Consider the following 24514-nt stretch of genomic DNA (forward strand, 5'->3'; position numbering starts at 1 on the left):
TAATCATCCAATAATTTTCAATTTGTAAGATGAAATTGAAAAATATGCTTATTTAAGGCATTATGCAGTGTTTGGAATTTTAAAAAGCCTAAATTTATTTCTAAGTTGTTCTGAAATCAAGAAATTAGATTTGGTTAAAATATATATTTCAGATATTAGCCAAATAGTTCAGCTATTAATAGGATTTAAATAGTAATAATTAAATTGTGAAAGAAACTATTGATTTTCTTATTGACACTATTGAAGCGAGGCAAGTCCTTGATTCAAGAGGCAATCCGACTGTAGAGGCAGAAGTATTTTTGGAATGTGGGGCAAGTGGTAGAGCAATTGTTCCTAGCGGAGCTAGTACTGGTGCTCATGAGGCACATGAATTAAGAGATGGCGGTTCAAAATATATGGGCAAAGGTGTCTTAAATGCTGTTAATAAAATTCATGAAACAATATCGCCTGCTTTATGTGGTTTATCAGCTTTAGATCAGACTGCGGTAGATAACTTAATGATTGAAATTGATGGAACTCCTAATAAGTCCAACCTTGGGGCAAATTCAATCCTCGCAGTAAGCCTTGCAACTGCTAGAGCGTCTGCAAATGCTTTAGATATACCCTTGTATAGGTATCTTGGCGATCCTTTATCCAATCTTCTTCCAGTCCCCTTGATGAATGTAATCAATGGAGGTGCTCATGCACCAAATAGTCTTGATTTTCAGGAATTTATGGTTGTACCACATGGAGTTCAAAATTTCAGTGAATCACTAAGAATGGGTACTGAAATTTTTCACTCATTAAAATCATTACTGGATAAAAAATGTCTATCTACTGCTGTAGGTGATGAGGGCGGATTCGCACCTGATTTATCATCGAGCGAAGAAGCGGGAGACTTACTGTTAGAAGCTATTCAAAAAGCTGGATTTATTCCTGGTGAGCAAGTTTCTTTAGCTTTAGATGTTGCTAGTACTGAATTTTATAACAATGGTATTTATCAATATGAAGGAAAAAGTTTGAATAGTTCTGAAATGATTTCATATCTTTCAAGATTAGTTTCTAATTATCCAATAGTTTCAATAGAAGACGGTTTAGCAGAAGATGATTGGGAGGGTTGGTCAGAATTAAACAAAGAACTAGGAAATAAAGTTCAGCTTGTAGGTGATGATTTATTCGTTACTAATACAGAAAGGTTAAGGAAAGGGATTATGGGGAAATCTGCTAATTCAATCCTAATAAAGGTAAATCAAATTGGAACATTAACTGAAACTTTGGAAGCTATTGATTTAGCTAAAACCTCAGGTTTCACAAGTGTTATAAGTCATAGAAGTGGTGAGACTGAAGATACAACAATTGCTGATTTATCTGTCGCTACAAGATCTGGTCAGATCAAGACAGGTTCTTTGAGTAGAAGTGAAAGGATTGCAAAATATAATAGGCTTTTAAAAATTGAAGAGGAGTTGGGCAATCAAGCAAAATTTGCTGGTGCTTTAGGTTTGGGTCCCAAAAATATATAATTTTTCTAGCGCTTAAGTTTTTCTAAACGTGAGCCTTTACTCATACTTAATTGGCATTTTATCCAATCAATACTTATGGGTAGTGCAAAAAATAATGGTAGTAATGCAAAATTATTTTGTTTATTAGTTACAAGTAAAGCAGAGGCAATTGATAAGCTTCCTATAAGAATTGAATGGCCTAATGTTTTTTGCGCAGTAAACATTTTTTTAAATTGTCTATCAGACTCTCCCATTCGAATTTGTAATTGTAAATCGCCCTGCTCTAATCTTTCTAAACTTTCATCTATTCTTTTGGGAATTCCTACAGCTTTGGATCCTAGTTCACCTACTTGCTTTCCAAATTGGTTAATTAAATCGTTAGGAGTTGGATTATTAGAAGTCATAAGTTCTATTAAATAAGGCTTGGTAACTGATACAAGATTAAACCCTGGGTCAAGCATTCTGCCAACTCCTTCAAAAGTTGACAAAGCTCTCATTACAAATATTAAATCTACTGGCAGCTGAAATGGTGTTTCATAAACAAGCTCGTATAAGTCTCCAGATAATTTTTCAATTATATTTGGACTAAATGGTGGAGTTAAGGCCTCTTTAAGCATTAATCTGACTAATCTTCTGATTGGTCCGATATCAATATCTTTTGAAATTAGACCAGCTTGTTGTAATTGCTCTACGAGTGATGAGGCGTCTCTTAATGCAGCCGCCTTAACCATTGCCCCTAATCTTGTTTGAAGGTTATTTGAGATATTTCCCATCATGCCAAAATCATAAAAAATTAATTTACCTGTATTTGAAACAGCTAAATTACCTGGATGAGGATCTGCATGAAAAAAACCATAATTCACTAATTGTTTGAGATAGCTTATTGCACCTATTTCTGCAATTTTTGGCAGATCAATTTTTTGGGATTGTAATTTTTCTATATCGCTTATTTTTGTTCCTTCTAGATAACTTAAACAAAGCAATTTTTCACTACTCATATCCCAAATTACTTCTGGAATTTCAACATTTTTATCATCAAGGAATTGCTGTCTAAATCTTGCTGCATATTGTGCTTCACAATTAAAATCAAGCTCCTTCATAAGAACTTTCCGACACTCTTTAGCAATCTCAACCCAGTTTCTACCTCTGCTCCAATTCTTATTTTTCTGCAATACACCTGCTATTTGTTGCATTATACCCAAATCGATAATAAATAATTCTTTTAAGTTAGGCCTTTGAACTTTAAATACTACTTTTTTGCCATTTTTTAACGTTGCCCTATGAACTTGAGCCAGTGATGCTGATCCAATCGGATCACATATTATTTGATCTATGTCATCAAACTTTGATCCTAGTTCTTCTCTAATAGTTTCTTCAACTTGATCAAATGAAAAATTAGGAACTTGATCCTGTAATTTAGATAATTCCTGAATCCAGTTGTTAGGAATCAAATCCGGTCTCGCAGATAATAATTGTCCAATTTTAATGAATGCAGAACCAAGCCTAATTAATTGATTAGTAAACCACCTAGCTCGTTTAGTTTGGACCTTACTTTTTTTATTGCCCTTGGTTTGGAAAATTTTAAACCTAATATGATCTATCCACAAATTTATTACAAGCGAAATAAGAGTTATCCAAATAAGAAAGACCCTCTTCAATTTTTTGAAATGATAATGAAGAATGTGATAAGTCATTTAATTGGATTATTCATTTTTTTATTAAATAGTTCAATTTGTTTATTAATAGCTTCAATTTCATTAAAAGCTTTATTTATTTTAGAATTTTGATAAGTATTTGTAGGTTTATTTTCTTTAACATTCTCTTCTTTTTCCATCCTTGAGGCTTCTTCTATAATGGATTCTTTCAAGCTGTCAAATTCTTTTTTGAGTATTTCTGGAGCATCCTGTGCAATATTTGTTGCTTCTTCAATTTTTTCAACCAATATCTCGTTGAATTTTTCGGTTATTTTTTTTATAGCAGCTTTTAAAAGGTAATCAGAGTTCGTCATGAAAAATATAATGTTTCTTTAGCAATTAATTGATTCAACGTGTTCTAATAATAAATCAATATAGAACAATTCAGATAACTGAAATCTTTGATAATTAAATTTTTAAGTTTTCCTATGTAAGTTTGTTTCTATATTATGTTTTTTTCTTTTTTTTCTTATAAGTTATATCTATAAGCAGGTTAGGTATTAACATTTAATATATCTTCTAACCAGAAACTCATCTAATTAACTATTATAAGGAGTTTTATTACATTGGAAATCATTGAGTCAGATGTAGTTATTATCGGAGGAGGTCCAGCTGGATGCACTTGTGCACTATATACATCTCGTTCAAACTTAAAGACAGTAATTTTAGATAAAAATCCATCTGTTGGTGCCTTAGCAATAACTCATCAGATAGCTAATTATCCAGGTGTTCCTGTTGATATAAGTGGGGAGAAATTACTCACTTTAATGAGAGAACAGGCTATCCAGTATGGTACGGACTATAGAAGAGCACAAGTGTTTGGGATAGATGCTAGTGGAGAATGGAAAATGATTTATACACCTGAGGGCACCTTTAAGGCTAAAGCACTTGTTCTTGCAAGTGGAGCGATGGGCAGACCTGCATCATTTAAGGGCGAAGCTGATTTTCTTGGCAAAGGAGTAAGTTATTGTGCTACTTGTGATGGAGCTTTTTATAAAAATAGAGAAGTTGCTGTTGTAGGAGTGAACAAGGAGGCAATTGAAGAAGCAACTGTGCTCACTAAATTTGCTTCAACTGTGCATTGGATTACATCAAGTGATCCAAAGCCAGAAAATGAGGAGGCTATGGAATTGATGGATAATGCAAATATTAAACATTGGAGTAGAACAAGATTATTGGAAATTTTGGGAGATGATATGGGAGTGAATGGTGTAATTGTAAAAAATAAACAGGAAGAAAATCCTATTAATCTTAATTTAGATGGAGTTTTCGTTTATATGAGTGGTTCAAAGCCAATTACTGATTTCTTAGGAGATCAGATTGCCTTAAAAGAAGATGGAGGGGTGATTGTGGATGATTTCATGTCCACAAATTCAGATGGAGTATGGGCTATTGGAGATATAAGAAATACACCATTTAAACAAGCAGTTGTTGCAGCTTCTGATGGATGTATTGCAGCAATGTCAATTGATAGATACTTAAATAGTAGAAAAAATATAAGAGTAGATTGGATTCATTCTTAGAAACTAAATATAACTTCTTTGACTTAGAGGGGTGTTGCTTCAGAAATATAAGCTACTCCTCCGTAATAGCTTAAATCATCCCTAATGTTATCTCTAATTTTATCTATTAATTCTTGCTCACAAAAAACAATTACATGAGCATTTGCTCCTAATCCTGTAAATTCCATATCTTCAGTAACAACTCTTTCAGGCCCCCTGCCTGTGGCGTGTTTCATAACTGTATATCCAGGAACATTAGCTTTTTCTAATGTTTTAATGATTGCATCTAGTTCTCTTTCACTAAATATTAAATCCAATCTTTTCATTTTTATAAAGGGGAAAGTGGGATAATGGTATTTACTAAACTCATATATATGGGAATGCCAAGAACTATATTAAATGGAAAAGTTAGACCTAGTGTTGTTGAAATATAATAACTAGATTTAGCTTCTGGAACTGTCATTCTCATAGCTGCAGGGACTGCTAAATATGAGGCGCTTGCACATAAAACCACAAATAAAAGTGCGTTGCCAGGTTCTAAAGATAAAAATCTTGCAACGAAAACACCTATAAATGCATTAAATAGAGGCATGAAAATTGCAAACCCAATCAAAAACGAACCTGCACTTTTCAGCCTCGGCAATCTTTGCGCAGCGACTATTCCCATATCTAACAAGAAGAAGCATTCTGCTCCATAGAATAATTGTCCAGTGAATGGCTCCATTTTTGCAATCCCTGAGGGATTACTGGAAGCAGTCAGAAATCCCACAATTAAGCTTGAAAGTAATAAATATACTGATCCATTCAAAAATGATTCATGTAATATTGCGCTTAGATGCATTTTTCTTGATTTTGGTCTATTTTTGGGAGCTGCAAATTTTACTAGTAATAATCCAACAATTATTGCAGGAGATTCCATTAAAGCTAAGGCGCCAACCATAAACCCATCAAAAGCTATTTTTTGACTTTCTAAAAAACTTTCGGCTGAAATAAATGTAACAGCACTAATTGAACCGTATGCTGCTGCTATTGCTGCTGAATTAAAGACATCAAACTTAAATCTTAGAATTAAAAATCCAATTAGCGGGATTACTAGTGACATTAGTATTGCAGCACTTAAGGTCGGCAATACTTGATCAGTAAACCCACTTTTCTGTATCTCTATACCTCCTTTAAAACCAATAGCTAATAGTAGATATAAGGAAAAGAGTTTTGGTAATGGAGCTGGTATTTCTAAATCAGATTTAAAGAGTACTGATATTGCTCCAATCAAAAAGAAAAGAACTGGGGGTGCTAATACATTTTGCAGAATTGGATTTATTTCCATAAATTACTAAGCGATTTCATTGAGAGCAGTTTCTAACGCTTCTTTTCTAGTTTCAATGATGCCTTCAACTCCAAACTTAGCTAATCTTTCCTTTACTTTTTCATTAGCCCCAGCAACAAATGCTTTTCTAGAGTTATTTTTTGCTTCTTGCATCATATCCTCTATTGCAAGAGTTGCTGTTACCCCAAGTCTCGGTACATCAGTTATGTCTAATATCAGAATTTTGTAATTTCTTACAAGATTCATCCTGTCAGAGATGCCTTTTGCTGCACCAAAACTAAGTGGCCCTTTGAGTCTAAATAGCATTACTTCTCCAGAACATCTATCCAGTAGAGCTTTTTCATCCGCGGGTAATGTATTTTGACCTTGATTATTACCTGTTAATGAAGGATTATCCTCTTCCATACCTTCTAGTTGAGTTTCAGTAATTGAATCAATAGTGAGCATGTTTGCAATAAATACTCCAACTAATACTGCCCATATTAAATCCCAAAAAACAGTCATTAGGAGTACACCATACATAACAACTGAAGTTTTTAGAGATAATTTATGGGCCCTTAGCAAGAATCCCCAGTCAATAATATCTAATCCAACTTTGATAAGGATACCTGCTAAAAGTGCTGTAGGTATTTTTTCTGCTAATGGTCCTGCACCAACTAATACTATTAACAAAACTATTGAGTGAACCATTCCAGATAAAGGAGTGGAGCCACCCGATTTGACATTTATAACAGTTCTCATTGTTGCACCTGCTCCAGGTAATCCTGAAAAAAGACCTGCCACAGCATTTCCTATCCCCTGCCCAATTAACTCTCTATCAGAATTATGCTTTGTTTGAGAAATATTATCTGCTACTAAGGATGTAAGTAAAGAATCAATTGCTCCAAGTACTGCTAATACAAGACCTGCCTTGAAAATAATAGGAAAATACTGGTTGAAACTTGGGAAATCTAAAGATGGAACTCCTCTAGGAATTTCTCCAATTCTGTCTATTGATCCACCAAAAAACATTGATATTGGAGTTACTATTAATAAGGCTAAAAGTGGAGAAGGAACCCACTGAGTGATTGTTCTAGGTGTTAAAAATACTATTCCTAATGTCATTATTGCTACTCCAATGGCAGCAAGATTAGGTTCGAAATTTGAAAAAACAGTAGTTAAAGAGTCGACTACACCTCCTCTGGTGCTTATGCCTAATAATGGTCCAATTTGAAGCGCAATTATGATTACCCCAATACCAGACATAAATCCTGAGACAACTGAATATGGAACTAAAGTAATGTATTTACCTAGTTTTAGAATTCCGAATAGTATTTGCAGTAAGCCGCCAATGACTACTGCTGCCATAACTAAAGGTAAAATTTGCCCTGCAGAAAGATCTCTAGGAACTCCAACTGCTGCTAAACCTGCTACTACACCGGCAACAGTCACACTCATGGGACCGGTAGGTCCACTAACTTGAGCAGGCGTTCCGCCAAATAAAGCTGCTAAAAAACCAACTACAACTGCCCCATATAGTCCATAAATTGCCCCACCAGGGCCTAAAGCAGCATTACCAAAAGCAAGAGCAAGTGGCAAAGCTACAACTGCCGCGGTGATTCCTCCAAGAATATCGCCTCTAATATTGTTTAGATGAAATCCATTAATTATTTTCAAAGATACTCTCCTTAAATAAATGCATTAACTCAAAGATTTTATCTCTTTATGTAGTAAATTTGTAAAAAATTAAGTTTCTAAAGAAAATTTTTGTAACTTTTTCCATTGTCTGTTAAAAGTAATTAAGTTAATTTTCCTGAACAAAATGAGACTCTGATTGATTTATATGCGATGTAAGCGATTAATGTATTAGATAAATATTTTTCAACTTAAATAATATTCAAATGAATTCGATTATTCGTCCAAGAAGATTAAGAAGGACTGAGGCAATTAGAGAGATGGTAAGGGAAAACCATTTAATGCCTTCGGATTTTATATATCCATTATTTATTCATGAAAAAGATTTTAAAGAAGAAATTTCTGCAATGCCAGGAACTTTTAGATGGGATATGAATGGCTTAATAAAGGAGGTCACTAGGGCCTGGGAATTGGGAATAAGATGTATTGTTCTTTTCCCAAAAATAAACGATAGCTTAAAAACTGAAGATGGAGCAGAGTGTTTTAACGAAGACGGTTTAATTCCTAAAGCTATTCGAATATTAAAAAAAGAGATTCCAGAAATGGCAATAATGACAGATGTTGCCTTAGACCCATACTCGTGCGATGGACATGATGGATTAGTTGATGAAACTGGAAAAATATTGAATGATGAAACAATTGAAATTTTAAAAAAACAAGCTATAACACAAGCTAGAGCCGGAGCAGATTTTATTGGCCCTAGTGACATGATGGATGGGAGAGTTGGAGCAATTAGGAATGCTCTTGATAGCAAAGGATTTAGTGATGTAGGTATTATTAGTTATACAGCAAAATATTCATCTGCTTATTATGGTCCGTTTAGAACTGCTTTAGATTCAGCTCCAAGAGAAAATAGTAAGAAAATAATTCCAGAGAATAAGTCTACATATCAAATGGACCCTGCCAATGCAAAAGAGGCTTTAATTGAATCTGCATTGGATCAGTATGAAGGAGCTGATATTTTGATGGTAAAACCAGGAATTTCATATTTGGATATTGTTTATAGACTAAGCACTTTTTCAAATAAGCCCATAGCTGCATACAACGTTAGCGGGGAGTATTCGATGGTAAAGTCTGCTGCTATGAAAAACTGGATTAATGAAAAAGATATTGTTTTAGAAACTTTACTTAGTTTTAAAAGAGCAGGAGCAAAATTAATACTCACTTATCATGCTTGTGATGCATCTCAATGGTTGCAGGATACTTAAAAACTCATTATTAACAAAAATTTGGTTTATTCTTAGATTAATATTAAATTCATCGCTTTGTTTTGAAGTTTTCACAAGGAGTTAATAGGATTGGTCACATCGCACTTAGAGTAGAGAATCTCGAAAGGGCCAAATCTTTTTATATTAAATTGGGTATGAATTTGGTTTGGGATGATAAAGATTGGTCTTATTTGGAAGCTGGTAAAGGTAAAGATGGACTTGCGTTGTTAGGCCCTAGCTATAAAGCTGCAGGACCGCACTTTGCATTTCATTTTGAAAATAAACAAGAAGTAGTAAACATTCAAAATAATTTAAAAAATTCTGGTGTAAAAGTTGGTCCTTTACATGAACATAGAGATGGGACAGCATCTTTTTATATGAAAGATACTGAAGGAAACTGGCTCGAGATGCTTTATGTTCCTCCTGAAGGAATTCAATCGAATGTTTGATTCTTTTTTTTTGTATGCAAGAGAAAAGTCATTCTAAAAAATCATATTCAGAGAAATCCTTAGAAGATGAATCTATAAGCCTTTTAGAGTGGGATTCACTAAAAACGCATTTATCCTCATTTGCCTCAACAGAAATGGGTAAACGAGCAATTTTAAGTTTTGAAATTCCTTCAGAATACGAAGTTTCTAAAAGACTTTTGAATGAGACAGTTGAAATAAATCAGCTAGAAAATAATTTAGATAAATCAATTAGTTTTTCTGATGTTTTTGATATTAAAAGAAATATTGAAATTTGCTCAAAGGGAGGAATAATTTTATCTTCTGACTTTTTAGAAATTGCGAAAACAATTTCTGCAGCAAGAAATTTAAAAAAAATCATATTAGATTTTGAACAAAGGCCTGTTATTTCGTCATTCACAAAAAATTTAATTGATCATCACAATATCGAAAAGATTTTAAAAAATGGTATCGAATCTAATGGAAGCATTTCAGACAATGCTAGTAGTAAATTATCTATTCTCAGAAAAGAATTATTATCCAAGAAACTGGAAAGAAAAATATTAGTTGATAAATTTATTCAAAAGAATTTAGCTTATTTGCAAGATACTACTATTGGAGATCGATATGGGAGACCAGTTGTAGCAGTAAAAGTTAATCATGTAGATAAATTTAAAGGCATAATTCATGACTCTTCATCTTCAGGAAATACAGTATATTTTGAACCTGATAGTGCAGTAACTAAAGGTAATAAGATCGCTTCTTTAGAGGCTAAGATCACCTCAGAAGAATTTAAATTACTTCAGAAATGGTCTCAAGTTATTGGTGATAATTCAGATAATCTCATTTTAATGTCATATATTTTATTAAGATTAGAAAATGCTTTAACCCGTTCAAGATATTCGAAATGGATTGGAGGTAAAACTCCTATTTTTGAGAAAAATCCTATTGTTACCCTAATTGGTTTTTCTCATCCGTTATTGATTTGGGAAAACAAGAAAAAAGGAGCTCCACCTCCAGTTGCTGTTGATTTTCATATAAATAGAAATATTAAGGTTGTATCTATTACAGGTCCAAATACCGGCGGTAAAACTGCCGCTTTAAAAGGTTTGGGTTTGTCGTTATTAATGGCTAGAGCAGGATTATTGATCCCCTCAACTAATAATCCAATTATTCCTTTTTGTCCAAATATATATGTTGATATAGGTGATAATCAATCATTAGAAGAAAATTTATCTACCTTCAGTGGGCATATAACCAGGATAAAACAGATCTTAGAAGCACTTGAAAATAAGATAGGATTATCAATTGTTTTGTTAGATGAGATTGGATCTGGTACAGATCCTCTTGAAGGTAGCGCTCTTGCAATGGCTTTGTTAAAAGAATTTGCAAATAAATCTGATATCACTTTGGCAACTACACATTATGGAGATATTAAGGCATTAAAATATAATGACTCCAGATTCGAAAACGTTTCAGTTGCCTTTGATGAGGATTCTTTGAAGCCAAAATATATACTCAACTGGGGAATTCCTGGGAGAAGTAATGCTTTGTCAATCTCGAAGAGAATTGGTCTTGATGAAAGGATAATTCATGAAGCTGCAAATTATCTAAAGCCAAAAGAAGTTGATAATATTAACAGTATTATTAAAGGACTTGAAGAAGAGAGGATCAAACAACAAAAATCTGCGGAAGCGGCTGCAGAACTTATTGCTAGAACTGAAATGTTACATGATGAATTGAATAAAAATTATGAATATCAAAAAATAAATGCTGAAAAAATACAGGAAATTGAAAGGTATAAATTATCAAAACATATTGCTGATGCTAAAAAAGAGGTGATAGGTTTGATTAAAAAATTAAGAGATCAAAATGTTAGAGGAGAGGATACTAGAATTATTGGAAAAAGATTAAAGGAAATTGAGACAGAACATTTAACCCAAAGAAAAGTTGAAAAGTCAATATCATGGAATCCTAAGGTAGGTGATTTTGTGAAAATTAAAAGTCTAAACAGTATAGGTCAAATTGTAGAGTTGGATAAAAAGGGGGGTTTTTACGAAGTTAAATGTGGTTCATTCAGAAGTACATTATCTGTAAATGACTTTGAAGGTATTCATGGGGAAAAACCTAATATCAAAAAGTCTAAAATTGAGATCAATTCATCAAGAGAAGATTTTTCTTTTTCTAAAATTAGAACGAGTAAAAATACAATTGACGTAAGAGGACTAAGAGTTCATGAAGCCGAAATAATTATTGAGGAGAAAATTAGAAAATTTCATGGCCCGCTATGGATTGTTCATGGAATTGGAACTGGAAAATTAAAAAAAGGATTAAGAGAATGGTTATCAGGATTAAATTATGTTGATAAGATTGAAGATGCTGCCATCAACGAGGGTGGACCTGGTTGCAGTATTGCGTGGATAAAATAAAATTTAAAATATTTAGAAAACCATTAAATAAGATTATTAAGTGCAATTTATTGATCAAGCAAACATTATTCTTAAAGCTGGCAAAGGTGGGAATGGAATAGTTTCATTTAGAAGAGAAAAATTCGTTCCTGCTGGAGGACCCTCGGGCGGAAATGGCGGTAGAGGGGGTTCAATAATATTGGTAGCTGATGATAATCTTCAAACATTATTAGATTTTAAATTCAAAAGAGAAATAATTGCTGAAGATGGATGCAAAGGAGGTCCGAATAAAAGATCTGGTGCTTCAGGTGAGGATACAATCCTTAAAGTTCCTTGCGGTACAGAAATAAGGGATTTTAAAACTGGCATTATTTTAGGAGACTTAACTAAAAATAAACAAAGTTTAACTATTGCCATTGGAGGAAGAGGTGGACATGGTAATGCTTACTATTTAAGTAATCAAAATAGAGCCCCAGAATCATTCACTGAAGGTAAAGATGGTGAGATATGGGAGGTTCAATTAGAACTTAAACTACTTGCAGAGGTTGGGATTATAGGTCTTCCAAATGCAGGGAAAAGTACTTTAATTTCTGTTTTATCATCTGCCCGTCCAAAAATTGCAAACTATCCTTTCACAACTTTAATACCTAACTTAGGTGTAGTTAGAAAAGAAGATGGGAATGGTTGCCTTTTTGCCGATATACCTGGATTAATATCAGGGGCAGCTGATGGAGTAGGTTTAGGTCATGATTTTTTGAGGCACATTCAAAGAACCAAGATACTTGTGCACTTAATTGATTCAATTGCAGAAAACCCTATTCATGATTTTGAGATAATTGAGCAGGAATTAAAAAAATATGGGAAAGGCCTTTTAGATAAAGAGAGGATAATAGTATTAAATAAAATGGAACTTATAGATGATGATTATTTGAAAATAATCACAAAAAAGTTAGAAGATTTATCGAAAAAAAAAGTTTTAGTAATTTCTTCATCTTTAAAAAAAGGTTTATCTTCACTGCTTTCTGAGGTATGGAAAAGGATCTAACTTAAATTAAAAAAAAATTTTGTAAATAAATATACTTGATTTAATAATGAAAATTAGCCATAAATAAGATACTGCTTTAACCAAAACATGAATTTCTACAGTTGCTTTGATCAACAAGGGAAAATAATAGCCAGATGTCAAACCATTAAAGATATTGAGGTTCTTAAGAAAATGGGAAGACCAATTGTAGAAGTTAAGGAAATGAAAAATGAGGAGTCGGTGGTATGCTCGCTAACTGGTAGCCCATCCGATTTTAATCGGGATTACTAAAAAAATTTAAGAAATAAAAAAAGGGCTCTAAAAGCCCTTTTTTTTTTTCTTAATTAAGAAAACTTAATCATCATAAACAAGACATTCTGGTTCGTCTGGGTTGGCATCGCAAAATAATTCCAAAGCATTTGGATCATGTTTATCCTCTGGATGATGATCTTTATACTCTTCTAGTTCTTTTAATTCTTCAGTTAAATGTCTGACCTTTGGAAGATTGCCCTCTGCTTTAGCAGATTCGATTTCCGATTGATCTTTTTGGATGTGTTCGTCAATGGATTTCATTTGAAGCTTTTTCGTACTTTAGTAGACATATACAAGATAGTTAATTTCTAATGAAATTGCATTATCTATGAACAAAATAAGTGTTCATTACAACATCATTTTTCTTTATCGAACTTGGTTTTTATATTTTTAAGCATCTAATCTAATTATTTCCTTTAGTGATGGTAATACTGGAATTACTTGATTTGGGTTTAAAGGGAATAAAGCTTTGTAGTAATCTTTTTTCCATTCATTGTCGTAGCAAGTATTATCTACATTAGATATTTTAAAAAATTTTAATCTCCATTCAATAATTTTCTCGAAATAAGATAGTTCTTGTTCAGTACATTTAAAAAGTTTGCTATATATTAATTCCCATCTTATAAGTGTAGGAAAAAGGTAAATATCTGCATAAGTTAAATCTTCTCCAAATATCCAATCCCCTTTATTCAGGCTAATTGTATCTTCGATTTCGTTTAAAGCTGCGAAAAGGTTTTTACTAGCTTTTTCATATGATGACTGGTTTCTGGCGAATCCGCACCTATATACACCATCATTGATGTTGTTATGAATTAAATCTAAATGTTTTTGATCACAGTCTTTGATTTTCAATGTATTATCTTTCGACGTACTTTGTATTGAGTTAAGTAATCTTATGATTTGAGAACTTTCATTAGATAATATATTTACTTCATCTTTTACAAAACTAATGAAAAGAGGTAACGTCGCTCTGAAAATTATTTTTTTATTAGCTTTTTTATAAAGTTCAGAAAGCCTTGTACATCCTTTAAGTTTTTTATTGAAAATCCATTCACCATGCTCAACATCTGCTTTTAAAAAAACAACTTTAACTTCTTTAGATAGTTGTTTTATTGTATGGACTAGTAGTGTCCTTTGACACCAAGGACAAGAATTACCTACCAATAAATAAATTTGTCCATTTTCATTATTAATATCATATTCACTATTAATTGTTATTCCTTCAGGCCTCTTATAATTACCTTGTACATCTGATGGTGCGAAACCATTCATTAATTGCTTCCATAACCAAAACCAGAATTTCCGGGAGGCCTTAATTAGGTATTTATTTTGCATAATATTTTATTTTGAGAGAAAAATGACTATTCAAAGAATACTTATCGTTTCAGGCACACATGGTAATGAAATTAACCCTGTTTGGGCTGTTAAGCAATTCAATAGAGAGGAAAATCGTATAAAAAAAGGTATTAAATACGAGTACATCATAGGCAATCCTCTTGCTTATGGAAAAGGCTATAGATACATAGATGCAGACTTAAATAGATCTTTTGACGAAAGTAAGAAAAATCATCAACAAAAGAAAAGTATTTATGAAATTAATAGAGCTAATTTTTTAGTTGACCAATTTGGAATAAATGGATCAGACCCCTGTCAAATTGCTATCGATTTGCATACTACAACTGCAAATATGGGAACAAGTATTGTTATGTATGGGAGGCGATTCAAGGATTTTTGTTTAGCTGCATTACTGCAGAATAAATTTGGATTGCCTATTTATTTACACGAAAAAGATAAAGACCAAACAGGCTTTCTTGTAGAGGCCTGGCCATGTGGGTTAGTTATTGAAATAGGCGCTGTCGCACAAAACTTTTATGATCCAAAAATCATAAATAAATTTTTAATAATAATTAGCTCTTTAAGAGAAGAGATAGATAAATTGAAAAACAATCTAATAGAACTACCAAAGGAATTGATTGTTCACGTCCATCAAGAGAGTATAGATTATCCAAGAGATGACAAAGGAGATATTGATGGCTTAATTCATCCTGAAAGAACTAACCAAGATTGGAAAATGATAAAAAAAGGAGATCCATTATTTCTTGATAGCCAAGGAATCGTTCATAAATATGATGGCGATCAGTTTATTTGGCCTGTTTTTATTGGTGAAGTTGCTTACAAAGAAAAAAAAATAGCGATGAGCTATACAAAGAAAGAAGTGCTTTTTTGCCAAAATGAATGGATTAAAGAGTTTGAAAGTCTATAAATCAAGAAAAGAGAACAATAAATTGCTACTAGAATAATAAGGATTATTTATTTTATAGATAAGTTTATTTAATATTTTCCCTTTTACCTTTTTTACTACTTTTAAATTTTTGTAAATCTAAACTCTTTCGCTCCAATAAATAAAAGCTCCAAAAGCCTCTAATTGCAGTCTTCTATGCTTAGCTTCTTTTAAAGCAACTACCTCTTTAGATCTTTTTCCGTTGAAAAGCCATTCGATGATTACCAAGTTAAATCCTCAATAACAAAGAAAATATTAAGACATGGAGGTTCTCTTCTTGTATATTGCAAAAAATAAGTTTACTTACAGAAAAATAATTTGCACATTTTTAGCAATTTTGGTCTAAAATCTTTGAAGTGGAATTTCTTTCCGCTTTTATTTACAAGTCTCACTTTAGAGACATACTTTACGAACTCATGACAACTATTCAGCAGCAGCGTTCTTCGCTGTTAAAGGGTTGGCCACAGTTTTGTGAGTGGGTAACATCAACTAACAACAGAATTTATGTTGGTTGGTTCGGCGTCTTAATGATCCCATGCCTACTTGCAGCAGCGGCTTGCTTCATTGTTGCATTCATCGCAGCACCACCAGTAGACATCGACGGAATTAGAGAGCCAGTTGCTGGTTCATTCCTATATGGAAACAACATCATCTCAGGTGCAGTTGTTCCTTCATCTAACGCTATTGGTCTACACTTCTACCCAATTTGGGAAGCAGCTACTGTAGATGAGTGGTTATATAATGGTGGCCCTTATCAGCTTGTAATTTTCCACTTCCTAATTGGTATCTGTGCATACATGGGAAGACAGTGGGAGCTTTCATACCGTTTAGGTATGCGTCCTTGGATCTGTGTTGCATACTCTGCACCAGTTTCAGCAGCTTTCGCAGTATTTCTTGTATATCCATTCGGTCAAGGTTCATTCTCTGACGGAATGCCTTTAGGTATATCTGGAACATTCAACTTCATGTTTGTTTTCCAGGCAGAGCACAACATTCTTATGCACCCATTCCATATGGCTGGAGTTGCTGGTATGTTCGGAGGATCTCTATTCTCAGCTATGCATGGTTCACTTGTTACTTCATCTCTAATCAGAGAAACAACTGAGACAGAGTCTCAGAACTATGGTTACAAGTTCGGACAAGAAGAAGAAACATATAACATCGTTGCAGCTCATGGCTACTTCGGTCGTTTGATCTTCCAATATGCAAGTTTCAACAACAGCAGAAGTCTTCACTTCTTCCTAGCTATATTCCCAGTTGTTTGTGTTTGGTTAACTTCAATGGGTATCTGCACAATGGCATTCAATCTTAACGGTTTCAACTTCAACCAGTCAGTTGTTGATGCAAACGGTAAGGTTGTTCCTACATGGGGTGACGTTCTTAACAGAGCAAACCTAGGTATGGAAGTAATGCACGAGCGTAACGCTCACAACTTCCCACTTGATCTAGCAGCAGCTGAGTCTACAACAGTAGCTCTTTCAGCTCCAGCTATCGGTTAAGCTTAAAGTTCTTAAATTTACAAGCCCCCTGTTTGGGGGTTTTTTTTTGTTTAATTTTCAAATGGTTTCATATAATGTTTATATATAGATAAAACATTTGATATTTCTATGAGTAGTAGTTTTGGAAAGATTTTTCGTGTTAGTACTTTTGGAGAATCACATGGTGGCGCAGTAGGAGTTGTACTTGATGGATGTCCACCAAATTTAAATATAGATATTAAGCTGATACAAAATGACTTGGATAGGCGTAGACCTGGACAAAGTGACATTACAACTCCCCGAAATGAAGAAGACAAAATTGAAATAGTAAGTGGCCTAAAGGAAGGCTTAACACTTGGAACACCAATCGCAATGTTGGTTAGAAACAAGGATCAAAGACCAGCAGATTATAATAATTTGGAGCAAATATTTAGACCATCACATGCAGATGGTACATATCATCTTAAATATGGAATTCAAGCTGGTTCAGGTGGGGGGAGAGCCTCCGCAAGAGAAACAATCGGTAGAGTGGCAGCTGGTGCTGTAGCAAAACAACTATTAAAAGAATTTTGTAATACTGAAATACTATCTTGGGTAAAGCGTATACATGATATAGATTCTGATATAAATAAAGAAAAGATTTCTCTCACTAAAATAGATTCCAATATCGTTAGATGTCCTGATGAAAGGGTATCAGCTGAAATGATCAAGAGAATTAAGGAATTAAAGCGTCAAGGAGATTCTTGTGGAGGGGTTATTGAATGTATGGTAAGAAATGTTCCTTCTGGCCTGGGGATGCCTGTTTTTGATAAATTAGAAGCTGATTTAGCTAAGGCTTTGATGTCATTGCCTGCTACGAAAGGGTTTGAAATAGGTTCGGGTTTCTCTGGAACTTTTTTAAAAGGGAGCGAACATAATGATTCATTCATTAAGTCTGATGATATTAGTAAGTTAAGAACAAAATCTAACAATTCAGGAGGTATACAGGGAGGAATAAGTAATGGCGAAAATATTGAGATGAAGATAGCTTTTAAACCTACAGCAACCATCGGGAAAGAACAGAAAACAGTAAACTCTGATGGAAAAGAAGTATTGATGAAGGCAAAAGGGAGGCATGATCCATGCGTTCTACCTAGAGCAGTCCCAATGGTTGATGCTATGGTCGCTCTAGTGCTTGCTGACCATTTGCTTCTGAATCATGCTCAATGTGGCTTAATGAAAAATTAATAGTTACGAAAAATAAATTATAATTATCCTTGATTTAATTAGTTTTAAGCCATTCAAATATTTTTCGATCAAATTTTAGGTTTGTGATACCTTTATCTCCAATTACAATTGATTTGTATCCTAAAGACTTATAGTTATTTATATCATTGATTGATAGTCCTCCAGCAGCAATGAAATCAATATTTTTATAGTTAAGTATATTTATAGATTTATCTTTATTTTTTATTGGATAAATTTTGATAATTTTGCAACTCGAATTTATTGCCTCTTCAAGATCTGTTAAATTTTTAATACCAGGAATTAATAAATAATTTTTTGCCTTTGCATAATTGAAAAGATCTTTATCCCAAAATTTCATCATCGAAAAATTTAAGCCAATTTTTAAAGAATCTTCTATTGATTGCTTATTAATTATGGAGGCAGAGCCTAAATTAATTCTTGGATATTTGATTTTGATTGAGGATACAAAATTTAACCAATTCTCATTGTTAGACCAACTTATTTCAACATTTTTTAATCCTAACTTTATTAAGCTGTCCAATTCTTCAAATAATAAATTCCTTAGAGAGGTATTTAAGTAGATATTTTCTTCTGGTTTTATGAGTAAAAAAAAAGATTCATTTTTCAGTATCTCTGAAAAAAAATCTTCTTTCTTATTCATTAAAGTATTGATTTTCTCCGAATTAGATATAGTTAGCTACCTTAACTTCTGAACGATTAAGCAAATCCTGAATATCTTCAGTATCTATAGTTTCTCTATCGATAAGCATTTGAGCCATTTCGTCAAGCACAATTCTATTGTCTGATAAAACTTTTGTAGCTCTCTTATAAGCAATATCAACAAGCTCAGAAACTTCTACATCAATTGTTGCTGCAGTATCTTCAGAAAAGTCTCTCGTGGAGCTCATATCTCTTCCAAGAAACATTCCACCTTGAGATTGTCCTAAGGCAACTGGACCTATTTTGTCACTCATGCCAAATTTAGTAATCATTTGTCTCGCTACATTAGCAACTTGCTGTAAATCATTTGAAGCTCCAGTTGTAACTTCTTCTTCTCCATAAACTAATTCTTCTGCAACTCTTCCTCCTAGTGCTACAGCCATTTGATTCTGAAGGTAAGAACGTGAGTAAAGACCAGATTCCATTCTTTCTTCGCTTGGAGTAAAAAAGGTTAGGCCTCCAGCTTGTCCTCTAGGAATTATTGAAACTTTTGCTACTGGGTCGTAATCGGGCATTAATGCTCCAACAAGAGCATGACCAGCTTCGTGATAGGCAACTAATTCTTTTTTCTTATCGCTTATGACTCTATCTTTCTTTTCTGGTCCAGCCATAATTCTTTCTATGGCATCTCCAACTTCATCATTGCTTACTTTGTCTAAATCTTTTCTGGCTGCAAGTATAGCTGCTTCGTTAAGTAAATTTGCTAAATCAGCACCTGTAAAACCTGGGGTTCTTCTGGCAACTTTATCTAAATCAACATCTTTTGACAAAGTTTTATCTTTAGCGTGAACATTTAGTATTTGTAATCTTCCAGCATAATCTGGCCTATCTACTGTTACTTGCCTGTCAAATCTTCCTGGACGCATTAATGCAGAATCTAAGACATCAGGTCTATTAGTTGCAGCAACAATTATTATTCCAGAATTACCCTCGAAACCGTCCATTTCGGTAAGAAGTTGGTTTAACGTTTGCTCTCTTTCATCGTTTCCTCCTCCCATACCAGCACCTCTTTGTCTCCCAACAGCATCAATTTCATCAATGAAAACAATGCAAGGAGCATTCTTTTTAGCTTGTTCAAAGAGATCTCTAACTCTGCTAGCACCAACTCCTACAAACATTTCAACAAATTCTGAGCCTGATATAGAAAAGAAAGGTACACCTGCTTCTCCAGCAACTGCTTTAGCTAATAGAGTTTTACCTGTACCAGGAGGGCCAACAAGAAGGACACCTTTTGGGATTTTTGCGCCAACAGCTGTAAATCTATCTGGACTTTTAAGAAAATCTACAACTTCAGTTAACTCTAATTTGGCACCTTCTACACCAGCCACATCTGAAAAGGTAACTTGTGTAGATGGTTCCATTTGCAGTCTGGCTTTACTTTTGCCAAAACTCATAGCAGGATTACCTCCACCTGCATTACCGCTTTGAGATCTTCTGAAAAGAAAAAATAGTCCTCCAATTAGGAGTACTGGGAAAATTAAACTACTTACAGCCTGTTGCCATGGATTGGCTAACTTTGTAGGTGTTACAGCTATGTCAACGTTATTCTCGGTGAGTATTTTTAATAAATCTTTGTCAGGGGCTAGATTCACCTCCGATCTGCTTCCGTCATTTTCCACAACTTGAGCAGTAGCATTGTCTGGAGATATTAAGACTCTACTTATTTCTTTATCCTGAACTGCCTCTATAAATTCACTATACCTTAAGGTCTTTGTAGCATTCTCTGTATTAGGTTTATCAAAAACAGAAGTACCTATGAAAATGACAGTAATTACAGCTAGGACATAAAGTCCTACGTTTCTCCAACGTTTGTTCACGATAAATAATATTTAATAAATCTATAATACTAATAATAAAACAATATTAAGAGTTTCTTAGAACATCTACTACACTTTTGAATGCAAACCATTCGGGAATTGGTTCTCCATTCCTCAATTTCTTTCTAAATTCTGTACCACTAAGTTTCATAATTTGATAATTAAATTCCTGAGCCTCTTCAGCCGTAATATATCCTTTTTCCTTTGTATAAACTAAATTTTTTGAAGGAACAGTTTGCATCATTAACTCGCCTGCACATTTATTCGCAAAATCTTGAGCGTCATAGGGACCATAAAAATCTTCACCAGTTGATGATGACTTACATCCAGCCATATCTCTACCAATAATAAAATGGGTGCAGCCATAATTCCTTCTAATTATCATATGTTGAAGAGCTTCTCTTGGCCCTGCCATATGCATTGAATAAGGTAAAAATGCCCATTTTATTCTTTCATCAGATATTTCTTCTTCCAATTCTTTATATGTCAAATATCGCACTTTACCAGGAATATCATCTTGTTGTGTTGGCCCACAAGTTGGATGTACTAAAACAACTGAATTTGGAGAGACATTGTCTGAAAGTAAGGCATTAGTAAATAATTCATAATGAGCTCTATGAATTGGATTTCTGCATTGAAATGCAACTACATCATAATTTGAGGGCAATGTAGCTCTAACTTCTTCAGGAGTTTTGCAGGGAAATTCCCTAATTGGTATTTCTAAACCATAAATTTTCCCTCCAATGTAATATCGTCCTCGCTCATTAAAGATCATCTTTACAGCGGGATGATCTAGAGAATTAGTGCCATAACAAAGCTCAGCTTCTAATGATTTATCAGGCTCCCATTTAGAAATAACTTCTAAAACTGCTATTTTTTGTTTTTTATAGGTAAGCAATATTGTTTCTCCAGCTTTTACTTCTTCATTATTTGAATCAAATACAATGGGTAACCCAAAAAGTAAACCGCTTGTATCTCTATTATTATGAATTACTGATTTGTAGTTATTTTCATCCATAAAACCTTCCAATGGAGAAAAAGCACCAACCATCAAAAGTTCCACATCGCATGCATTTCTCTCGCTGCATTCAAACTCATAAGAAACTTTAGAGATAAGTTCATTTTTAAGATTTTTATCTTTAATAATTAAATTTTTTAGTTCCCCTCCATAAGCCGGTATTAGTCCATTATTGTCTGTTTTTGTTTTTTGTTGTAATTCCATTTTTTCAAATTTATAAAGAAAAATTTTAAAAAAAAAAGAGGGGTTAACCCCTCTTATTTTTTTTAACTAGTTATTATGCCTTTCTTCCGTATAGCTCTCCAACTATTTTTACATCAAGTGGTTCTTTTGAACCCATATCTGTATCTGACGGTTGGATAGCTTCAAAAGTACCAGCAAATTCGTCTGTATCAGAATCTACATTATTGATTGAAAGAGTAATAACTCCAGTACCGTTTACATCAACTTTAATATTCTCTTTGGCAAGTTCTTCATCATCGCCTCCTAATGCAACTAAACCTTGAGCATATTCAACACCAGTATTTTTAGCTCTTGCTTTAGGATCTAGAAAATCACCAGTTCTGTAATTAGGTGTAAATGTAGAACCACTCACCTCAGTGCCTGGTTCAATAGATGAGGGTACATTAGCTGTAAGCTCTTTTGCTGAAAATGCAAATGGCACCTCTAATCCCCCAGGAGTTAAGACAGTAATAAGTTGAAAATCAATCCCACCTTTTTCAGTGAAAGTTCCGGAGTTGATTTCTCCATAAACTTCAGTCACTGTAGTGTTATTCCTTGGACTAATAATTTTTGTAGATACAAATTCTGCAGCTTTTCTTTTTGTCCCTGGTACTTTTACATAAACTTCAGTTGGGTGCATGCAAATTCCTTTAAGGCTATCTCCACTCCCTAAGGATATTGATCCTACAAGAGATGAGTCTAATGTAGGGCAATCATTAGCTTTACCTGTATTAACAACATCAGTGAATTCTGCATTTCCTCTCTCAGAAAAAGCAAATGTTTGAACAGGTACGAAAGCAAATGTTATACAAATTGAGATAACAAAAGCTAAGAAAGAACGAATTCTCATAATTTAAAGTAGCAGTAAATTTCTGTGACGAATGATTAATGGTCACCTAAATAGTTCAGTACGGATATTACTAGGGAAAGGACAATAAAAGTTAGGACTTTTTCATCCTCGAAACAACCCGTAGCTTTTTAGAATTTTAAAAACTGGAATTATTGTAAGCTATCACATTATTTTTAATGATTAAGATTACAAAAAAATACAAATTAAAAATTTTTTTTATTTTTTTACTGAAATAATTTTAGTTATTAACTTATTTGCTAAATCAATTTTTGATGTTTTTTTTATATAGTGTTCCATATTTTTTGTATCGAATAGCCAACCTTCATTTTGTGCTGAAAAACCAAATCCCTGGCCTTCAAGATCAATTGGATTTGCGAATAGATAATCACAACCTTTTTTAATAATCTTTTCTTTAATTGTTATTCGTGCTTCATCAATAGATCCTGTGAAAGCACAAAAGCCCACAAAAACTTGGTTATCTTTTTTTGATTTACTAATTGTTTGTAAAATATCTGGGACTAGCTCAAAATTTTTATTTAAATGATCATTAATTTTATTTTTGGGAATTTTCGCTGAAGTATCAGAATTGATCTTGAAATCTGATACTGCTGCATTCATAAAAAAATAATCACAATTTGAAATTTCATTCTTAAGTGCCTTAATTAAATCAAAACTAGTTTCAATTTCATATCTTTTTATTCCATCAATAAGATCTTTATCGATTTTCAGAGGCCCATGGACATATTTTACTTGTGCTCCTCTGAACCTTGCTACTTGAGCAAGGAGTAAGCCCATTGCTCCAGAACTTTTGTTGGTAATATGTCTTGCCGCGTCAATGTTTTCTATGGTGCATCCTCCAGTTATTAAAATTTCTTTATTAAGTAAATCTTTGCGATAAGTATTTTGACTGTCTGAAATAATAAATTCAATAGCTAACTGAATTAGATCATTAGGAGGTATCTTGCCTGTTCCAAAAGCATCACAGGCTAAGAGACCTTCACTTGGTTGCAAAGATAAAACATTTTCGTAATTCTGTAAATTCTCATAATTTTTTTTGACAGCTTTATTTAGCCACATTTGTGTATTCATTGCTGGTGCAACAATAATTGGCTTCATATTTGCCATTAAAATGCTTGGAATTAATCCATCTGCATTTCCAGTTACCCATTTTGATAATGTTGTTGCTGTTAAAGGGGCAATGATTAAAATATCAGCCCAATTACATAGTTCTATATGAAGAGGTTTTGATTGAATATTAGACCATTGATCATTTTCTAAAATGCAAGGGTTTCTACTTAATATTGAAAGAGAAAGGGGTTTTATTAATCTTTCTGCATTTTTAGATAAAACGCACCTTATTTCAAAATTTTCTTTTGCTAATTGGCTAACTAATAATGGAATTCTTACAGCTGCAATACTCCCAGTTATTAATAAAAGAACCTTTATTTTAGAATCCGTATTTTTAGTTTTCATCGAAGGGTTCTTGATCAAGGAGATGGATATAATTAGATGTTAATTCAGGTCTATTGATTGCAAGGGCCCTTAGTAAGTGCCAGTCGTTTAAACCGTCAAATGGTGTTTTATAGTTATCTTCTTCTAGCCTTATTGCAAGCTCAAGAGTCATTTGTTCATCAAAAGAATTGACTAGTTCCTCACTTATTTTATTTTCAGAAATAAATTCCATTATTGAATTAAGTCAATATATTCTAATAATAAGGCCTCAAGTAATTATTTAAAATTGATGAAGTATTAAGTACATATTTTTAAGAATTTGAAAGTTTTTAAACGGCATTATTTTTAGTTTTATTGAGCAATTTATCTTCATTCT

General features: G+C 33.3%; 24 protein-coding genes. 10 read left to right on the forward strand and 14 right to left on the reverse strand.

Annotated elements, in window-relative coordinates:
• Positions 1–206: 206 nt before the first annotated feature.
• On the forward strand, positions 207–1499 hold the full coding sequence (gene eno / locus HA143_RS01150) for a phosphopyruvate hydratase (protein ID WP_209082842.1): 1293 nt from the start codon (positions 207–209) through the stop codon (positions 1497–1499).
• A 5-nt stretch (positions 1500–1504) separates the two neighbouring features.
• On the opposite strand, the gene HA143_RS01155 is transcribed toward eno, so the two are convergent.
• Positions 1505–3172, reverse strand: coding sequence for an ABC1 kinase family protein (locus HA143_RS01155; RefSeq protein ID WP_209082843.1), 1668 nt, complete (start codon positions 3170–3172; stop codon positions 1505–1507).
• The gene (locus tag HA143_RS01160) at positions 3169–3486 is read right to left on the reverse strand and encodes a hypothetical protein (RefSeq protein WP_209082844.1); all 318 of its coding nucleotides are present in this window, start codon (positions 3484–3486) and stop codon (positions 3169–3171) included. Before HA143_RS01160 ends, HA143_RS01155 begins: the two co-directional genes overlap by 4 nt.
• A 252-nt stretch (positions 3487–3738) precedes the next feature.
• Here HA143_RS01160 and HA143_RS01165 point away from each other — a divergent pair, with 252 nt between their 5' ends.
• A complete protein-coding gene (locus HA143_RS01165; RefSeq protein ID WP_209082845.1) occupies positions 3739–4695 on the forward strand; it encodes an NAD(P)/FAD-dependent oxidoreductase in 957 nt (318 codons plus the stop codon).
• 23 nt (positions 4696–4718) lie between these two features.
• On the opposite strand, the gene HA143_RS01170 is transcribed toward HA143_RS01165, so the two are convergent.
• Genes HA143_RS01170 through HA143_RS01180 form a run of 3 tightly spaced genes read right to left on the reverse strand, consistent with a single transcriptional unit; the run spans position 4719 to position 7657 of the window.
• Positions 4719–5000 (reverse strand): P-II family nitrogen regulator, encoded by a 282-nt coding sequence (locus tag HA143_RS01170; protein ID WP_162512799.1) that lies wholly within the window; start codon positions 4998–5000, stop codon positions 4719–4721.
• Between the two features lie 2 nt (positions 5001–5002).
• Positions 5003–6001 carry a sodium-dependent bicarbonate transport family permease gene (locus HA143_RS01175; protein WP_209082846.1) on the reverse strand — a complete coding sequence of 333 codons (999 nt, stop codon included), beginning with the start codon at positions 5999–6001 and terminating at the stop codon, positions 5003–5005.
• A 6-nt stretch (positions 6002–6007) separates the two neighbouring features.
• Positions 6008–7657 carry a SulP family inorganic anion transporter gene (locus HA143_RS01180; RefSeq protein WP_209082847.1) on the reverse strand — a complete coding sequence of 550 codons (1650 nt, stop codon included), beginning with the start codon at positions 7655–7657 and terminating at the stop codon, positions 6008–6010.
• A 224-nt stretch (positions 7658–7881) separates the two neighbouring features.
• Here HA143_RS01180 and hemB point away from each other — a divergent pair, with 224 nt between their 5' ends.
• From hemB to HA143_RS09705, 5 genes are all read left to right on the forward strand, one after another.
• Entirely contained in the window at positions 7882–8883 is a 1002-nt protein-coding gene (hemB, locus tag HA143_RS01185; protein ID WP_209082848.1) for a porphobilinogen synthase, read from the forward strand.
• Positions 8884–8945: 62 nt separating this feature from the next.
• Positions 8946–9332, forward strand: a complete 387-nt coding sequence (locus HA143_RS01190) for a VOC family protein (RefSeq protein WP_209082849.1) — start codon at positions 8946–8948, stop codon at positions 9330–9332.
• A gap of 14 nt (positions 9333–9346) precedes the next feature.
• A complete protein-coding gene (locus HA143_RS01195; RefSeq protein WP_209082850.1) occupies positions 9347–11758 on the forward strand; it encodes an endonuclease MutS2 in 2412 nt (803 codons plus the stop codon).
• Positions 11759–11798: 40 nt separating this feature from the next.
• Positions 11799–12782: an Obg family GTPase CgtA gene (cgtA, locus tag HA143_RS01200; RefSeq protein WP_209082851.1), complete on the forward strand. Its 984-nt coding sequence runs from the start codon at positions 11799–11801 to the stop codon at positions 12780–12782.
• A gap of 87 nt (positions 12783–12869) precedes the next feature.
• Positions 12870–13052 carry a hypothetical protein gene (locus HA143_RS09705; protein ID WP_245210828.1) on the forward strand — a complete coding sequence of 61 codons (183 nt, stop codon included), beginning with the start codon at positions 12870–12872 and terminating at the stop codon, positions 13050–13052.
• 63 nt (positions 13053–13115) lie between these two features.
• Here HA143_RS09705 and HA143_RS01205 read toward each other — a convergent pair whose 3' ends face one another.
• A complete protein-coding gene (locus HA143_RS01205; RefSeq protein WP_011817713.1) occupies positions 13116–13334 on the reverse strand; it encodes a CP12 domain-containing protein in 219 nt (72 codons plus the stop codon).
• Positions 13335–13463: 129 nt separating this feature from the next.
• Positions 13464–14408, reverse strand: coding sequence for a glutathione S-transferase family protein (locus HA143_RS01210; RefSeq protein WP_209082852.1), 945 nt, complete (start codon positions 14406–14408; stop codon positions 13464–13466).
• Between the two features lie 22 nt (positions 14409–14430).
• Here HA143_RS01210 and HA143_RS01215 point away from each other — a divergent pair, with 22 nt between their 5' ends.
• Positions 14431–15336 carry an aspartoacylase gene (locus tag HA143_RS01215; protein ID WP_209082853.1) on the forward strand — a complete coding sequence of 302 codons (906 nt, stop codon included), beginning with the start codon at positions 14431–14433 and terminating at the stop codon, positions 15334–15336.
• Between the two features lie 117 nt (positions 15337–15453).
• Here HA143_RS01215 and HA143_RS09785 read toward each other — a convergent pair whose 3' ends face one another.
• Entirely contained in the window at positions 15454–15582 is a 129-nt protein-coding gene (locus HA143_RS09785) for a hypothetical protein (protein ID WP_257469928.1), read from the reverse strand.
• Between the two features lie 188 nt (positions 15583–15770).
• Between HA143_RS09785 and psbA the strand changes: the two genes are divergently transcribed.
• Both psbA and aroC read left to right on the forward strand, forming a co-directional pair.
• Positions 15771–16853, forward strand: coding sequence for a photosystem II q(b) protein (gene psbA, locus HA143_RS01220; protein WP_209082854.1), 1083 nt, complete (start codon positions 15771–15773; stop codon positions 16851–16853).
• A 108-nt stretch (positions 16854–16961) separates the two neighbouring features.
• A complete protein-coding gene (aroC, locus tag HA143_RS01225) occupies positions 16962–18059 on the forward strand; it encodes a chorismate synthase (RefSeq protein ID WP_209082855.1) in 1098 nt (365 codons plus the stop codon).
• A gap of 34 nt (positions 18060–18093) precedes the next feature.
• On the opposite strand, the gene HA143_RS01230 is transcribed toward aroC, so the two are convergent.
• The 6 genes from HA143_RS01230 to isiD form a co-directional block, all read right to left on the reverse strand.
• Entirely contained in the window at positions 18094–18720 is a 627-nt protein-coding gene (locus HA143_RS01230; RefSeq protein ID WP_209082856.1) for a bifunctional 4-hydroxy-2-oxoglutarate aldolase/2-dehydro-3-deoxy-phosphogluconate aldolase, read from the reverse strand.
• Between the two features lie 22 nt (positions 18721–18742).
• Positions 18743–20596, reverse strand: a complete 1854-nt coding sequence (gene ftsH, locus HA143_RS01235) for an ATP-dependent zinc metalloprotease FtsH (protein ID WP_209082857.1) — start codon at positions 20594–20596, stop codon at positions 18743–18745.
• A 46-nt stretch (positions 20597–20642) separates the two neighbouring features.
• A complete protein-coding gene (gene sat, locus HA143_RS01240) occupies positions 20643–21818 on the reverse strand; it encodes a sulfate adenylyltransferase (RefSeq protein WP_209082858.1) in 1176 nt (391 codons plus the stop codon).
• A 73-nt stretch (positions 21819–21891) separates the two neighbouring features.
• The gene (locus HA143_RS01245) at positions 21892–22686 is read right to left on the reverse strand and encodes a photosystem II manganese-stabilizing polypeptide (RefSeq protein ID WP_209082859.1); all 795 of its coding nucleotides are present in this window, start codon (positions 22684–22686) and stop codon (positions 21892–21894) included.
• 216 nt (positions 22687–22902) lie between these two features.
• The gene (gene coaBC / locus HA143_RS01250; protein ID WP_209082860.1) at positions 22903–24159 is read right to left on the reverse strand and encodes a bifunctional phosphopantothenoylcysteine decarboxylase/phosphopantothenate--cysteine ligase CoaBC; all 1257 of its coding nucleotides are present in this window, start codon (positions 24157–24159) and stop codon (positions 22903–22905) included.
• Positions 24149–24370: a protein IsiD gene (isiD, locus tag HA143_RS01255; protein ID WP_209082861.1), complete on the reverse strand. Its 222-nt coding sequence runs from the start codon at positions 24368–24370 to the stop codon at positions 24149–24151. The genes coaBC and isiD overlap by 11 nt, the downstream gene beginning before the upstream one ends.
• Positions 24371–24514 lie beyond the last annotated feature (144 nt).

Origin of the sequence: Prochlorococcus marinus CUG1415 (assembly GCF_017696015.1) — a bacterium.
Lineage (GTDB): Bacteria > Cyanobacteriota > Cyanobacteriia > PCC-6307 > Cyanobiaceae > Prochlorococcus_A > Prochlorococcus_A marinus_AE.